The sequence below is a fragment of the Streptococcus sp. HMSC065E03 genome, from assembly GCF_001815045.1.
GTDB classification, from domain to species: domain Bacteria; phylum Bacillota; class Bacilli; order Lactobacillales; family Streptococcaceae; genus Streptococcus; species Streptococcus parasanguinis_AD.
Genome location: NZ_KV818853.1, coordinates 530182 through 545048, shown reverse-complemented (window position 1 = coordinate 545048; position 14867 = coordinate 530182). Strand labels below are relative to the sequence as shown.

Annotated in this window: 13 protein-coding genes; 10 read left to right on the top strand and 3 right to left on the bottom strand. The window is 45.2% G+C overall.

Going from position 1 to position 14867, the window contains the following annotated elements; all coding sequences use genetic code 11:
* Nucleotides 1–113 precede the first annotated feature (113 nt).
* The 3 genes from HMPREF3002_RS09370 to metG all read left to right on the top strand — a co-directional run bounded on the left by HMPREF3002_RS09370 (nucleotide 114) and on the right by metG (nucleotide 3547).
* A complete protein-coding gene (locus tag HMPREF3002_RS09370; protein ID WP_083312679.1) occupies nucleotides 114–560 on the top strand; it encodes a Fur family transcriptional regulator in 447 nt (148 codons plus the stop codon).
* Between the two features lie 146 nt (nucleotides 561–706).
* A complete protein-coding gene (locus tag HMPREF3002_RS09365) occupies nucleotides 707–1399 on the top strand; it encodes a phosphoglycerate mutase (RefSeq protein WP_003012031.1) in 693 nt (230 codons plus the stop codon).
* A 156-nt stretch (nucleotides 1400–1555) separates the two neighbouring features.
* Complete coding sequence (metG, locus tag HMPREF3002_RS09360; protein ID WP_070666418.1) at nucleotides 1556–3547, top strand: methionine--tRNA ligase; 1992 nt, start codon at nucleotides 1556–1558, stop codon at nucleotides 3545–3547.
* A 504-nt stretch (nucleotides 3548–4051) separates the two neighbouring features.
* Here the strand turns inward: metG and HMPREF3002_RS09355 are convergent.
* Nucleotides 4052–4258 (bottom strand): helix-turn-helix domain-containing protein, encoded by a 207-nt coding sequence (locus tag HMPREF3002_RS09355; RefSeq protein WP_003006064.1) that lies wholly within the window; start codon nucleotides 4256–4258, stop codon nucleotides 4052–4054.
* A gap of 10 nt (nucleotides 4259–4268) precedes the next feature.
* Entirely contained in the window at nucleotides 4269–4790 is a 522-nt protein-coding gene (locus HMPREF3002_RS09350; protein ID WP_004219979.1) for a DUF2975 domain-containing protein, read from the bottom strand.
* Nucleotides 4791–5038: 248 nt separating this feature from the next.
* Here HMPREF3002_RS09350 and HMPREF3002_RS09345 point away from each other — a divergent pair, with 248 nt between their 5' ends.
* From HMPREF3002_RS09345 to HMPREF3002_RS09335, 3 genes are all read left to right on the top strand, one after another.
* Nucleotides 5039–6301 carry a DUF6287 domain-containing protein gene (locus tag HMPREF3002_RS09345; protein WP_070666415.1) on the top strand — a complete coding sequence of 421 codons (1263 nt, stop codon included), beginning with the start codon at nucleotides 5039–5041 and terminating at the stop codon, nucleotides 6299–6301.
* A gap of 344 nt (nucleotides 6302–6645) precedes the next feature.
* Entirely contained in the window at nucleotides 6646–7581 is a 936-nt protein-coding gene (locus HMPREF3002_RS09340) for a metal ABC transporter solute-binding protein, Zn/Mn family (RefSeq protein ID WP_141754503.1), read from the top strand.
* Nucleotides 7582–7588: 7 nt separating this feature from the next.
* Nucleotides 7589–10831: a pneumococcal-type histidine triad protein gene (locus tag HMPREF3002_RS09335; protein WP_070666408.1), complete on the top strand. Its 3243-nt coding sequence runs from the start codon at nucleotides 7589–7591 to the stop codon at nucleotides 10829–10831.
* A gap of 238 nt (nucleotides 10832–11069) precedes the next feature.
* Here HMPREF3002_RS09335 and HMPREF3002_RS09330 read toward each other — a convergent pair whose 3' ends face one another.
* Entirely contained in the window at nucleotides 11070–12254 is a 1185-nt protein-coding gene (locus HMPREF3002_RS09330) for a DUF2974 domain-containing protein (RefSeq protein ID WP_070666405.1), read from the bottom strand.
* A gap of 168 nt (nucleotides 12255–12422) precedes the next feature.
* On the opposite strand from HMPREF3002_RS09330, the gene HMPREF3002_RS09325 reads away from it, so the two are divergent.
* The 4 genes from HMPREF3002_RS09325 to HMPREF3002_RS09315 all read left to right on the top strand — a co-directional run.
* Entirely contained in the window at nucleotides 12423–13100 is a 678-nt protein-coding gene (locus HMPREF3002_RS09325) for a response regulator transcription factor (RefSeq protein WP_070666402.1), read from the top strand.
* On the top strand, nucleotides 13093–14067 hold the full coding sequence (locus HMPREF3002_RS09320; RefSeq protein WP_070666399.1) for a sensor histidine kinase: 975 nt from the start codon (nucleotides 13093–13095) through the stop codon (nucleotides 14065–14067). Before HMPREF3002_RS09325 ends, HMPREF3002_RS09320 begins: the two co-directional genes overlap by 8 nt.
* A gap of 115 nt (nucleotides 14068–14182) precedes the next feature.
* Nucleotides 14183–14311: a hypothetical protein gene (locus tag HMPREF3002_RS11365; protein WP_004219855.1), complete on the top strand. Its 129-nt coding sequence runs from the start codon at nucleotides 14183–14185 to the stop codon at nucleotides 14309–14311.
* Between the two features lie 15 nt (nucleotides 14312–14326).
* The coding region (locus HMPREF3002_RS09315; RefSeq protein WP_070666396.1) for an ABC transporter ATP-binding protein at nucleotides 14327–14867 on the top strand (541 nt) is incomplete at its 3' end.

The following is a 14867-nucleotide window of genomic DNA, read 5'->3' as shown; positions in this document are numbered from 1 at the left end:
TGTCCACTGGACATTTTTTTTAATTAAAAGCATTCTAAATAGTGATTTATTTTGAAACATGCTATAATAAGGGTAACGAATCGATTAAATCATATTGGAAAGGGGGGATCATAGTGAACGTATTGCATCGTCATGAAGAAGAGCGCGTGGAAGAAGTTTTGCAAAGTTTGCGTGCTAAGGGCATTCGAATTACCGATACCCGCAGAGCAGTTCTTTCCTATTTAGTGGCGAGTCATGAACATCCAAGCGCTGAGAAGATCTATCGCGATTTATTGCCTCAGTTTCCAAGCATGAGTCTAGCAACTGTCTACAACAATATCAAGGTTTTAATTGATGAGGGGGTTGTTTCTGAGATCAAGGTTCGCAATGATACCACGACCTATTTTGATTTCATGGGGCATGACCATTTGAATGTGGTGTGTGAAAAATGTGGCCGTATCGCAGATGTGGACATTGAAGTCCCAGATCTTCGCGAAGAAGCAGCCAGTCAAAGTGGCTACCAGATCACCAAGACCCAAATGACCGTCTATGGAATTTGCCCAGACTGTCAAAAACAATGATAAAGATATTCCAAGAGAGCCGTCAGGCTCTTTTTTGTGAGAAATTGCACTTTTCTATGGTCGCCACTAGATTTTTCACTGAAAATCTAGTAGAATAGAATAGATAAACGGGGGGAACCTCGGAGAATAAAAAGGAGATCCATCTAATGGTAAAATTGGTTTTTGCTCGCCACGGTGAGTCTGAATGGAACAAAGCTAACCTTTTCACTGGTTGGGCTGATGTTGATTTGTCTGAAAAAGGTACACAACAAGCGATCGACGCTGGTAAATTGATCAAAGAAGCTGGTATCGAATTTGACCAAGCATACACTTCAGTATTGAAACGTGCGATCAAAACAACAAACCTTGCGCTTGAAGCTTCTGACCAATTGTGGGTTCCAGTTGAAAAATCATGGCGCTTGAACGAACGTCACTACGGTGGTTTGACTGGTAAAAACAAAGCAGAAGCTGCTGAACAATTTGGTGATGAACAAGTTCACATCTGGCGTCGTTCTTACGATGTATTGCCTCCTGCAATGGACCGTGATGATGAACACTCAGCACACACTGACCGTCGTTACGCTTCACTTGATGATTCAGTGATTCCAGATGCTGAAAACTTGAAAGTTACTTTGGAACGTGCCCTTCCATTCTGGGAAGATAAAATCGCTCCAGCTCTTAAAGATGGTAAAAACGTATTCGTAGGAGCACACGGTAACTCAATCCGTGCTCTTGTTAAACACATCAAACAATTGTCAGACGACGAAATCATGGATGTGGAAATCCCTAACTTCCCACCATTGGTATTCGAATTTGACGAAAAATTGAACGTTGTAAAAGAATACTATCTTGGAAAGTAAGATAGCGTGATTCGTTATCAATCATAGAAAGCTGACTTCGGTCAGCTTTTTTGTTCATCGCAAACCTAGCCGCTTTTGGGTTTTCAGGGTCTCCTAAAAATGTTATAATAGAGTGTTACTAAATTGGGTTCCATTAGCCCTGAAAGGAAAAGAAACATGACAAAATCATTCTACATCACAACCCCTATCTATTACCCATCTGGTAAATTGCATATTGGTTCAGCTTATACTACGATCGCCTGTGACGTCTTGGCGCGTTACAAACGTATGATGAACTACGATGTGTTCTACCTGACTGGTCTTGATGAGCATGGTCAAAAGATCCAACAAAAAGCAGAAGAAGCTGGGATTACGCCGCAAGCTTATGTAGATGGGATGGCCGTTGGAGTGAAAGAACTCTGGCAATTACTCGATATCTCATATGATAAATTCATCCGTACGACAGACGATTACCATGAAAAAGTGGTGGCTCAGGTCTTTGAACGCTTGCTGGCGCAAGACGATATCTACCTGGGTGAGTACTCTGGCTGGTATTCAGTCTCTGATGAAGAGTTCTTTACAGAAAGCCAATTGGCGGAAGTATTCCGTGATGAGAATGGCAAGGTCATCGGTGGGGTAGCCCCATCAGGCCACGAAGTAGAATGGGTCTCTGAAGAATCTTACTTCCTTCGCCTCAGCAAATACCAAGACCGCTTGGTTGAATTTTTTAAATCACAACCTGATTTCATTACACCAGATGGCCGTCTCAATGAAATGTTGAAAAACTTCATCGAGCCCGGTTTGGAAGATTTGGCAGTATCTCGGACTACCTTTACTTGGGGAGTTCCAGTTCCATCTAATCCAAAACACGTGGTCTATGTGTGGATTGATGCCCTTCTCAACTATGTGACAGCTCTTGGTTATGGTCAAGAAGATCATGAAAACTTTGACAAGTTCTGGAACGGAACGGTCTTCCACATGGTCGGAAAAGACATCCTTCGTTTCCACTCGATTTACTGGCCAATCCTTCTCATGATGTTGGATATCAAATTGCCAGAACGCTTGATTGCTCATGGTTGGTTTGTCATGAAGGACGGCAAGATGTCTAAGTCTAAAGGGAATGTCATCTACCCAGAAATGTTGGTGGAACGCTTCGGCTTGGATCCACTTCGTTACTACCTCATGCGTAGCCTTCCAGTTGGTTCTGATGGGACCTTCACACCAGAAGACTATGTGGCTCGCATCAACTATGAATTGGCCAATGACCTTGGAAACCTCCTCAACCGGACGGTAGCCATGATCAATAAATACTTTGGTGGTCAAGTTCCAGCTTATGTTGAAAATGTCACAGCATTTGATGCAGATTTGGCTAAGGTGGTTGAAGAAAACATCACTGAATACCACAAGCAAATGAACGCGGTTGATTACCCACGCGCTTTGGAAGCCGTATGGAACATCATCTCTCGTACCAACAAGTACATCGATGAGACAGCTCCATGGGTTCTCGCTAAAGAAGATGGCGACAAGGAACAATTGGCAGCGGTCATGGCTCACTTGGCAGCCAGCCTCCGTGTCGTGGCTCACTTGATCCAACCATTCATGATGAACACCTCAAATGCCATCATGGAACAACTAGGCTTGGGCTTGGACTTCGATCTTGAAAACTTGACCCTAGCTGGCTTCCCTGAAAATGTTACAGTGGTTGCCAAAGGAACTCCAATCTTCCCACGTCTCGACATGGAAGAAGAAATTGCCTACATCCAATCGCAAATGACTGCTGGTAAACCACAAGAAAAAGAATGGATTCCAGAAGAAGTGGAACTCAAGTCTGAAAAAGATGAGATCAAGTTTGAAGAATTTGACAAGGTTGAAATCCGTGTAGCAGAAGTCAAAGAAGTGGAACGCGTCGAAGGCTCAGACAAATTGCTTCGCTTCCGCCTAGATGCAGGAGATGGCGAAGACCGTCAAATCCTTTCTGGTATCGCGAAATTCTATCCAAAAGAACAAGAATTGGTCGGCAAGAAACTCCAAATCGTAGCCAACCTTAAACCACGTAAGATGATGAAGAAATATGTCAGTCAAGGCATGATTCTTTCCGCAGAACACGGAGATCAATTAACAGTCTTAACAGTTGATCCATCTGTACCAAATGGAAGCATCATTGGCTAAACGATAGAGAAAGAAAAAATCATCTAAAAAACTTTCCTTAGGTGAGTACGGACGTCAGCGAACTTCGAAGAAGTTCCATGACTTAGTTTTGGACCCTAGGTTCCAAAACTCCCGAGTGCTAGAAATACAAGTGTTTCTAGCACTTTTCTCACGGCGGAAAGTTTCAGTAGATGATTGAATAATTCTAACGAATAAATTTTTTGATTTTTATAGAATTAATTTGATTTGTAAGAAAGAACAGATTGTCTACACTCTCAAGCACTCCCGCGGGAGTGCTTTTCTTGTATTGATATGGTTCCCATCATTGAATTTTACAAGGATGGTAGATGAGTCCTATTAGTAATGGGTGTTAACGGAGACTTCCGCAGTGAGAAAAGAGTCTGAAACGGTATCGTTTCAGACTCTCGGAAGATTTGAGACAGTGGGCTCAAATCTTAGGTATGGAATCCCAAAGGGATTCGCTACCGTCCGTCCTCACCTAAGGAAAGTCTCCGAATATAGTCCCTATTCATCCGGCCGGTATTCCAAGATATCTCCTGGCTGGCAGTCGAGTTCTTTGCAGATGGCTTCAAGGGTGGTGAAGCGGATGGCTTTGGCCTTGCCGGTTTTGAGGATGGAGAGGTTAGCAGTCGTGATGCCGATTTTGTCGGCTAGCTCATTGGATTTCATTTTCCGCTTGGCCAGCATGACATCTAGATTGACGATAATCATGGCACCCTCCTTAAATGGTTAGCTCATTTTCTTCAGCAATCTCAATACCTCTCTCCAGAATCTTGCCAGAGACCCAGACGATTGGAACGGCAAGGAGAAGCCCTGTGTTAAAGGTAAATTGGAAAGTAAAGGGAAGGAGATAAGCATTTCCACTGGTTTCAAGTGTGCCAGACATAAAGGACAAGACCAAGAGAATCTTCCAAGCTCGGTTGCAAAGATCAATGTTGGAGTGAGAAAAGATCTTTTCTTGGTAGAGATTTTGGAGGAAGCTGCGAATGGTGATGAGAAGGTAAATATAGATAGCGCTTGAGGCTAGTGGGAAGAGCAGCTGCCAGAGAGGTTGTGGATGTTTGGGAAAGAGCTGGATGCCATTCGCATCAAAGGACAAGCGACCTGATTGAATGAGATCTTTGAAAAGGCCCATGCGGGAAAGCAGATGGACGACCAATGCAGCCACGGTCATAAAGCCACAGAAGTAAATGAAAGCCGTTAAGACTTCAATGACATTTTTTAAGGTTTTTGAGTTTTTCATCGCAAGCCTCCTTGAAGTTTATTTATTTTTCACTTATAGTATACTCCTTATAAAAAATTAGTCAATAAAAAAGTATCGAAAAACGATAAAAAAATAATGATAAACAAAATATTATTTTTGAGAAACAGGTATTTTCTACTCAAACTAGTCAGTTCAAACCTGGGAAACCACTACATAGAGGGGAATTTTACTATACTTTCGATTTAGGGTATACTAGTGTAAAGATCTTATTCCATGGAGGTAGTAAAATGAATCTTAAGTGGAAGAAAAAATACCTGGGGCCGATTTTGGGGCTGGTCGGAGCAGTTGTTCTGATCGGTGGAGTCTATCTCTACTCTAGCTCCAACATCCAACCAGACCATCAAAAGGAATTTAACCAGACCAGCAAGAAGGTCACCAAGCCAAAGGAAAAAGCTATTGACTTGAGTGGTGACTATGTCTCAAATGAACGGGATGAAGCCAAAATCGAGAAAAAAGGCAAGGCCTGGAAGATCGATTACCAAACAGCTGACGGCAAGGTATCTGCTGAATTTAGCACGGATTGGAAGGTCGAAGGGTCTAACAAAGTTTCGACAGGCAAGATGAAAAAGTCCGATGGCAATACAGACTTTACAGTCACTGTTCGTGTTTTCAAATACAAGACAGATAAGAAGCCTTTGATCACGGTCACCATGTCTGACAAAAATCCCGACCACGAGATGGTCTTTGCCAATCGGGAGGATTTTTTCAAATCGACAGATCCAAATGATATCGTCCTTGATGGCAATCTCTCACCGTTTGAAGGTGCTTATTCCAATGATACCTATGAAAAGGAAATTGCAGATTCAGGTTTTAAACTTTATGGCTATACTCCAGAAGAGTATTACCAAAACAAGACCAATGCCTTTCCAAGTATTGTAAATGGGGAGACTGGCTGGACTTTCTGGAGTGGAGGCACTCGGGCAAGTTACTTGTTCAATAAAGAAAAAGAGCCCAAGAAGCGAAAAGGCTATTATGAAGTTTATTTCACAGGGGCAAATGGGACTGCGATCCAAGGGCAAGAGCAAACCTTGTACTTGATCCCAGCAGGTGTGACAGGTCCTGATGGAGTTGCTTCCCAAGAACGTCGGATTCTCTTTGGTGACGTGGCCTACCGTGATTACCATCTAGAGTGGTGGAAAGCCTACCCGCAACCGAAAAAAGAGAAAGATTTGGATATTGCGGCCATTAACGGAGGCGACTTCTCAAGCTTAGCTGGAACCTGGCGCAATGGCAAGGGTGCTGAAATCGTCATCCAAGCAGACGGAAAAGTCAAGGGCCAAGGTAGCCTCAAGGCTGTTGCGGACTCGGATAAGAAGAGCAAGATCCCTTATGTTGAGATGAAGATGGGTGAGACTGGTGCGGCGATTGGACTGCTGAAAATTGGCTTCCAAAATCCAGATGGAGACCAGTCTGACACCAGCAAGGCCCGTCTGGTGGTGACTCAATCTGCAGGAAACTACCCAGCTGATCAATACTTCTATCGTCAATAAAAGAGAGTGGGACAGAAATCGGTAATTCGTTAGAATTCGATTTCGTCGTCCCACCTCCGCACAGTTGAGTAGGGTTGTAAAAGCTGATGAAATCAGCGTAGTAGAGCCCATCAACCACTGCGTCTTGCTCGACAATCCAAAGATAATTGAGAGGCTAGGACTTTTGTCCCAGCCTCTTTTTTTCTGCAAGGAAAGATCGTGGAGGCTAGTAAAAGGTTAGTCTCTAACATTAAAAGGAAAAAAATGTAAAAAAGACTTGACAAAGCAAATGATTAGCAGTATTATTAACTAGTTAATTAACCGATTAATAAACTGGTTAATAAAAAGTAAAAAAGAGGTGAAGGATGATACGGAGAAAAATGAAGATTCTGGGACTCTTGTTCCTCAGTTTCTTTCTGTTTGCAGCTTGTGGAAGTCAAGGAAATGCAGGCAAGCCCCCTTCTAAAAAAGGTCTCAAAATTGTCACGAGTTTTTATCCTATCTATGCAATGGTCAAGGAAATCTCTGGTGATCAAAATGACATTTGGATGGTTCAGTCCGGTGCAGGGATCCATGATTATGAGCCCTCAACCAAGGAAGTGGCCCAGATCTATGATGCGGATGTATTTGTCTATCATTCTCAGACCCTGGAATCCTGGGCTGGTCGCTTAGATCCCAATCTTCAAGGTTCCAAGTTGCGAGTGATCGAAGGCAGCCAAGGAATGACCCTTGATAAGGTGGCTGGATTAGAGGATGTTGAGGCTGGTCAGGAAAAAGAAGCCAAGCACTTGTATGATCCGCATACTTGGTTGGATCCTGTAAAAATTGCAGAGGAAGGAAAGATTATCGCCCAGCGCTTGGGAGAGATCGATCCAAAAAACAAGGAGCTCTATCAGGCCAATGCCCAAAAGCTTGAAAAGCGCTGTGAGGAACTAGTAGCCCACTACCAGCCTCTCTTTGACAAGGCCAAGCAAAAGACTTTTGTGACCCAGCATACGGCCTTTTCTTATCTGGCCAAACGCTTTGGTCTCAAGCAGTTAGGGATTGCAGGGATTTCCCCAGAGCAAGAACCGACTGCCCGACAATTGGCAGAGATCCAGCAGTTTGTCAAAGATTACAAGGTGAAAACGATTTTTGTGGAAAAGCACACGTCGTCAAAAGTGGCAGATAGTATCGCCAAGGCAACAGGGGCGCGTGTCAAGGTCTTGGATCCACTGGAAGCCGATCCGCAAAACGATAAGGATCTATTAGAAAATTTAGAAGAAAATATGGCGACTTTAGCCAAGGAATTAGAGGAGTAAATCAAGAATGAAGAAAAAGGGAACGATTGGATTGGTAGCGACCTTGGGAATAGGACTATGTGCCTATGCGCTCAGTCAGCAACCACAAGCTAAGGAAGAGAAAAAGAATCAGATTCAGTATCTACAGGCAGAAAAGAAAGCGTCATCGTCTGCCTCCAGCAAAAAGGAAGACAGCATCGAAGCGGTCAATGCCAAGGAAAAGACTCAGGCAGAGCAGATTGTCATCAAAATTACGGATGAAGGCTTTGTCACTTCTCATGGGGATCATTTTCATTACTATAGTGGCAAGGTCCCATTTGATGCCATCTTTAGTGAGGAGTTGATTTTGCGGGATCCAACCTATCAGCTACAAGAAGCTGACATCGTGAGCAAGGTCAAGGATGGCTATATTATTAAACGCGCTGGGAAATACTATCTCTACTTAAAGGATGCGCAGCATACGGTCAATGTGCGCTCGATCGAAGAGATCGCTCAACAACAAAAAGGAGGCGCTAAAGAAGAAGGGGAAACGGGATCGGTACAGGCGAGCTCCTCGCACAAGGCAGGCAAAACCCGTGACTTCCGTCAACCTAGTCAAGCGCTAAAAGAGGGGAAGACCCTTGAAACGCTGACTGCTAAAAATCATTCAGGAGGAGGCTATCGTACGGACGATGGTTATGTCTTTAGCCCTGGAGATGTCATTTCAGATACAGGGGATGGCTTCATTGTGCCCCATGGTGGACATTACCATTATATTCCAAAGAGTGCCTTATCTGCTGGCGAGTTAGCAGCAGCCCTCTCTGTCCTAGGCGGTCAAAGTGGCCACCAGGCTGGAAGCTCGTACTTAGCTAGCCCAAGTGTAGAAGTAGGTAAGAATCAAGGGACTCCAAATCAAGCCTCTCCAAGCTTAGGAAAACAAGCTAGCAGTCAGCCGTCTGCTAGTCCAACCCATACACAGACGACCCCAACGACTTCTAAACCGGCTACTTCCAAACCGAGTCCAAACCTGAGCAATCTGCTGGAAGAATTGCAGAAAACACCTCTGTCTTCTCGTCATGTGGAGTCTGACGGTTCTGTCTTTGATCCAAGTAAGATCACCAAGTGGACCGATCAAGGGATTGTCTACCCTCATGGGGATCATTTCCACTTTATCCCTTACAGCTCCCTATCTCCTTTAGAACGTGAGCTGGCGCGGCAATTCCAACTGCTTCGGGCCCAAGGTGCTACTACACCTGCTGAAATAAGTCCAAACCGGCCTTCAAATCCAAGCACAAAACCAATTGACCATGAGCATGGTCATGAGCATGGCGACAGTCACGATCACAAAGAGGAGCACGATCATGGCTTCCACGCTGACAAGGTCATCAGCAAGGACGAGGAAGGCTATATGGTCGCTCATGGCAACCATGCCCATTATTTCTATAAAAAGGACCTCTCTCCTCAAGAGATTGCAGCAGCAGAGGCAACTCTAGCTGGTAAGAAAGAAGAGGACAAGGGTCAGCCCCTGACAGATGACGTTGCGACCTATTCTCGTGATGCCTCAGATGAGGAAAAGATCCAGTACATCAGCAAGACCTACGGTGTCCCTCGCGAGGCCATTAAGATTTCCAATGGTTTCTTTGTCTTTAACAATCCAGACCAAGAATACGATCCGACCCACATCCATCCTTATGCTGTTCGGAAGGAACATGTCCGGATCCCACTTGAAACTGGCAATCCTGAACTAGACTTTATCAATGAACTCTATGCAACAGCGCTTCGTTCGGGGATTTCTCCTTATAGCCTCCAGATTGAAAATGGTCAGTTTGTCATCCCGCATGGCGATCACAACCACTACATCAAGGTGCGTTCAGCAGGACTAGCAGACTACTTAGCCCACCGTCTTCCAACCATCCAATCGCCTTACAAAAAAGGAGACTTGGACAAGAAAGTCGTAGAGGACAAGGTCAACCAGCTCTTAGCAGAAAGCCGCAGTCTCTATGCTTCTGATCCATTGCAACAAAGACGGATTGAGCTCATCTTGGGTCACTTCTTGGAAAATGTCAAGAGCTTCCCAAGTAACTCAACAGAGGGCTACCTAGCTAGTCTCAAGCAGGTTGATGAGCAGTACATTCATGCGACCCAAGCGGTCAAACCAAAAGAAGAGACAGCCTTGGATCGTCGTTACCAAGAATTGCTGGAACAAGTGCGCTTGCTAGACACAGAAGCCTTCCAATTGAAGAAGGAAGAGTTGGTCTCTCAACTGCAGGAAGCCTATACTGCCAAGGACAGCAAGCGTCTAGAGCAGGAAGGAAAGCTATTAGAAGCTGTTCAGGAGATGCAAGATCGGACGGGTGTGACATCGGTCGATTACCTCAAGTATTTCTACCAAAGCTTGAGCGATGCGCGCTTGACACCAGAACTCCGCACTAAGGCAGCAGATCTAGCCTTGAAGCTTTACCGAGCTCAAGCCTTTGAAGAAGCTTGGGATTCCAAGTCTCACTTTATGGAACTCTACCAAACCAAGCAAGCTATTGACCAGCTCTTCTCCCAGGAAAAAGGCCAAACCTATCCTATTGAAAAAACAGTTTTGGATCAAAAAGGAAGTCAAACTCCATCCTACAACGTAGCGGTTTATGATTTCCTCAAAGGCTTGTATGGAGAATTGGATAAGGCAACAGAAGCCCGTCAACAAAACAAGATTTTGACAGCTCTCTTAGAGCAAATCCAGTCGCTCTTGCCACAAGTCGAAGACCAAGGAAAACGAACGGCTTTTGAAGCAGGCTTGGCTCAACTTGGAAAAGAATCTGATCCAGAAAAGGCTATTACAAGTGGGGAAGCACTTCTACGCGAAATCAGTGATACCATTGAAAAGCAAAAACAAAAGCAAACGGAAGAGCCTCAAATTGGGGATGTCGCTCTTTATCAACAGCTCTATAACCAATTGATGGCCCTACACCAACAATTGCAGGACAAGGGAGCTAGTGATGCTGTATTTGATCGCTTAGAAGCTCTCTTTGACCAATTGGCTAATCCAAAGAGTGATAAAGCAGCCTTACTACAGGCCATCCAAGCCTTCCAGGCAGAGTTGGCAGCCGCGCCATCTGCAGGCGAAGTGAGCAAACCAGTTACCCCAACTGAAATGCCTGTCCCTACAGAAACCTCAGAGGCAACAGAAACACCGGTTTCAGAAGGAAGCAAGCCTGCCACAACTGAGACAGTAACAGAGCCTGCAAGCGCAGCTGTAACAGAAGCAAGCACGCCAGATACTCCATCTCCTCAGAACCAATAGAAAATAGAAAAGAGAGTGGGACAAAAGTCCTAGCCTCTCGATTGTTTTTGGATGTCGAGCAAGATGCAGTGGTTGAGTGGGCTCTAATACGCTGATTTCATCAGCTTTTACAGCCCTACTCAACTGTGCGGATGTGGGACGATGAAATCGAATTCTAACGAATTACCGATTTCTGTCCCACTCTCTTTTTGCGTTCTAGTGAATAGAAGAGGTGGCCTCTTTTTTCAGTTGTTGAGCCTCACTCCTTGTGTTCTAAGAGCAGTGGCGAGGAAGACTCGACTGCTTTTTTCCGCTTGAAAAATGCGGCCATTTGAACCAGGATGCGGGGGACCGTCTGCCATTTTTTCCAAGCTTGTACTCGGGTATCGATGAGTTGTTTAGCAAGACGTTCCAGCATTTCTCGCTCGGTTGGATCCAAATCCTGGGCATTTTGAAGGATTTCTTTGGCCTTGGCTAGCTGCTTGAGATCGGTTAGGTCATTGATGGAAGTGATGCCAGCATCCAGAAAAATACCAAAAAAGGTGTCAAAAAACTTCTTGCGCTCCTCTGCCGATGTCTCGCGAACCCATTGCTTCAAGGTCAGATCCGTCTGCTGGCTATCTGGACTGGTTTCAGAAACGGTCACAAAGCTGTCGTCCTTGATTTCCCAAGTAAAGGCGTCGTGCTGGGCAAAGCCACCCAAGGCGCGACTTTTGACAATGGTCGTCGGTTCTGGCACTTCCAACATCATGCCAACGATGGATCCCTGAGGGACAAAGCGACGAATGTTTGGGGACGTGCGCTGGTAGCCTTCGGTTTCGATAATGGCCTTGTTGAGGCCAGGAGCATCGTAGCTGTAGATGGCGTCGACCCGTTCAAATAAGGAATCAGGTAGATACGAGCAAGCATAGGTTGCGAGATTCCCCCCTTTGGAGTGACCAGCTACTAAGAAACGTCCTTTTGGAAATTCCTTCATGACATGTTGCAGGTAGCTGGCTGCGCGTCTTTGAGCTGGAACATGGTCCATATAGGTCATATGGAAGTCTTCCTTCCAGCCGATCAAGGTGTCATCCGTCCCTCTGAAAACGACCAAATACGTATCCAGACTAAGCCGATAGGTCATGGCCGCGAACTGTTTTTGCACATCGGGATCGCACTCATCGACATAGTTAAGGAGTTTGATGTTCTTAAAGCGCTTTGAAGTAGCCAACTCATCGACTAATTGCAGGTGCTGGTTACTCACGATAAAATCGGTAGTCCGATCGATCAGTTCCATCGCATCAGACAGGCGCACTGGAATTCCTGTTGTATCTCCTTGAGGCACAATGTGTCCAAAGGGCAGATAGGTCAGCTCTGTCAAAGCGAGGACATCCAGCTCCTTGAAGGGGCGGTCATATATGGAATCGTAAGTCACTTCTTTTAGGTAATCAAAAATAGTCGACATCTGTGCCTCCCGTGTCTTATTTCTTTCAGTATAGCACAAAAATGGATGTAGAAAAAGCGCCTCCCATCAAGAAAGTAGGACTCAGCTCTTCTTTCCCTCTGAAACAGCCTTTTTCTCTGCCTCTTAATCTGTTATAATAGGAAGAAGAAAAAAGAAGGAAAGACAGCCATGCATAAAATTCTCTTAGTAGAAGACGATGAAATTATCCGCCAACAGGTCAAACAATTATTGGAACAATGGGGCTATGAAGTGGTCGCAGTAGAGGATTTTATGGATGTCCTCGGGATCTTTGTCGAAAGTGACCCCCACTTGATTCTCATGGATATTGGCCTGCCTCTCTACAATGGTTACCACTGGTGCCAGGAGATTCGCAAGGTTTCAAAGGTTCCGATTATGTTTCTTTCTTCACGGGATCAAGCCATGGATATTGTTATGGCCATCAATATGGGGGGAGACGACTTTGTCACCAAGCCTTTTGACCAAAATGTCCTCCTTGCCAAGGTCCAAGGACTCTTGCGTCGTTCCTACGAATTTGGGACAGATCAAAATCTGCTGGAGCACCGGGGAGCCATCCTCAATCTCAAGTCCACGGACTTGGTGTATGAAGGGGAAGTCGTCAAGCTAACCAAGAATGAATTTCAGATCCTGCGCGTCCTGTTTGAGCATGCAGGCAGTATCGTGGCACGCGATGACATGATGAAGGAGCTCTGGAATAGCGACTTCTTTATTGATGACAATACCTTGTCTGTCAATGTGGCCCGCCTTCGTAAGAAACTAGAAGAGGCTGGCTTGTCAAACTTCATCGAAACAAAGAAAGGCATCGGTTACGGGTTGACCCATGAATAAATTTGGAACGATCTTCTGGCAGTATGTGGTATCCCGCAGGCGCCTACTCTATCTATTGGTCATCTTTTTGATCATTGATTTGGTCTTTGCCTATCTCTTTCCAGAGACAGGGACGGTTTTCCTCTATGCGACCCTAGTGCTAGGCTTTTTTGCCTTCTGTGTCTTGATCTGGGATTTCGCCATGACCTTTCGGGACTACCGCAAAGCCGCACTTTATGAGGAAGTTGAGGTTACCTCACCACTGGAACACCTCCTTTATGAAAAATACACGGAAGAACAGCAGGCGCGCTTGGAGGAAGGGAAGACAGCCCAGGCCAAGTTCAATGACCTGATGGATTACTATACCCTCTGGGTTCACCAGATTAAGACGCCCATTGCGGCCAGCCAGCTCTTGGTGCAAGATGTCGAGACGCCCATTGTCAAGCAGCAGATGGAACAGGAGCTCTTTAAGATTGACTCCTATGCCAATCTGGTTTTGCAGTACCTGCGACTGGAGAGTTTTCATGATGATCTAGTCTTAAAGCGCGTGTCGGTAGAAGACTTGGTCAAAGAAGTAGTCCGCAAGTATGCCCTCTTTTTTATCCAAAAGAACTTGACCGTGGACCTACATGATTTGGAGCAGGAGGTCATCACCGATCGCAAGTGGCTCCTGGTCATCATCGAGCAGCTCTTGTCCAACAGCCTCAAGTACACCAGCACAGGTGGAATAGAGATCTATTTCAAAGACCAAACTCTCTATATAAAAGACAGCGGGATTGGAATCAAAAATAGCGATGTCCTCCGCGTCTTTGAGCGGGGCTTCTCCGGTTACAATGGCCACATGACCCAGCAATCCTCAGGGCTGGGGCTCTATCTGTCTAAGAAAATTGCAGAGCAATTGGGCCACAAGATCACCCTCCACTCAGAGGTTGGCCAAGGCACGACCGTTGCCATTCACTTTGAAGAAAAGAAGTTGGTCATGGATTAGTTTTTCCCCATCTTACAAAAATGTAAGAAATAAACGTCAAAATGAAAGGTTAGGTTATGGTAGCCGCCTTTTATTTTTTATACAATAGTCTCATCAAATGAAGGAGGTCAAGAAAATGAAACTCTTGAAATGGATGAAACAACCTAAAAAGATTAAGAAACCAAATGAGCAAACCGATCTGGAAAAGACGGAATTTGGTCTCCAAGTCCTGCAACAAACCCAAGAATTTTTCTTGATCTACTAGTAAAAGGAGAAAAGCATGTCATTACTAGACGTTCAACATATCAAAAAAATTTACAAAACCCGCTTTCAAGGAACGCAGGTCGAAGCCTTAAAGGATATTCACTTCACCGTGGAAAAGGGTGAGTACGTGGCTATTATGGGGGAATCAGGATCCGGGAAATCGACCCTTCTCAATATCCTAGCCATGCTGGACCAACCAACTGAAGGACGGGTCTACCTCAATGGCACGGACACCTCAACCATCAAGAACAAAGACGCATCGAGCTTCCGTCGCGAAAAGCTAGGCTTTGTCTTTCAAGATTTCAATTTGCTCGATACCTTGTCTGTCAAGGACAATATTCTTCTCCCTCTAGTCCTCTCTCGCAGACCAGTCAAGGAAATGATGAGTAAGGTGGATAGCGTGAGTCGGGAGTTGGGCATTCACCAGTTATTGGAAAAGTACCCTTACGAAATCTCTGGTGGGCAAAAACAACGGGTAGCCGTAGCACGGGCCATCATCACCTCACCTGAAATCCTCCTTGCTGATGAGCCAACAGGGGCGCTGGATTCCAAGTCTT

Excerpts from the sequence above, each read along its gene's own strand:
- metG (WP_070666418.1), top strand. The coding sequence starts at position 1,556 with ATGACAAAATCATTCTACATCACAACCCCTATCTATTACCCATCTGGT.
- HMPREF3002_RS09340 (WP_141754503.1), top strand. The coding sequence starts at position 6,646 with ATGATACGGAGAAAAATGAAGATTCTGGGACTCTTGTTCCTCAGTTTC.
- HMPREF3002_RS09350 (WP_004219979.1), bottom strand. The coding sequence starts at position 4,790 with ATGAAAAACTCAAAAACCTTAAAAAATGTCATTGAAGTCTTAACGGCT.
- HMPREF3002_RS09330 (WP_070666405.1), bottom strand. The coding sequence starts at position 12,254 with ATGTCGACTATTTTTGATTACCTAAAAGAAGTGACTTACGATTCCATA.
- HMPREF3002_RS09345 (WP_070666415.1), top strand. The coding sequence starts at position 5,039 with ATGAATCTTAAGTGGAAGAAAAAATACCTGGGGCCGATTTTGGGGCTG.
- HMPREF3002_RS09335 (WP_070666408.1), top strand. The coding sequence starts at position 7,589 with ATGAAGAAAAAGGGAACGATTGGATTGGTAGCGACCTTGGGAATAGGA.
- HMPREF3002_RS09355 (WP_003006064.1), bottom strand. The coding sequence starts at position 4,258 with ATGATTATCGTCAATCTAGATGTCATGCTGGCCAAGCGGAAAATGAAA.
- HMPREF3002_RS09320 (WP_070666399.1), top strand. The coding sequence starts at position 13,093 with ATGAATAAATTTGGAACGATCTTCTGGCAGTATGTGGTATCCCGCAGG.
- HMPREF3002_RS11365 (WP_004219855.1), top strand. The coding sequence starts at position 14,183 with ATGAAACTCTTGAAATGGATGAAACAACCTAAAAAGATTAAGAAACCA.
- HMPREF3002_RS09365 (WP_003012031.1), top strand. The coding sequence starts at position 707 with ATGGTAAAATTGGTTTTTGCTCGCCACGGTGAGTCTGAATGGAACAAA.
- HMPREF3002_RS09325 (WP_070666402.1), top strand. The coding sequence starts at position 12,423 with ATGCATAAAATTCTCTTAGTAGAAGACGATGAAATTATCCGCCAACAG.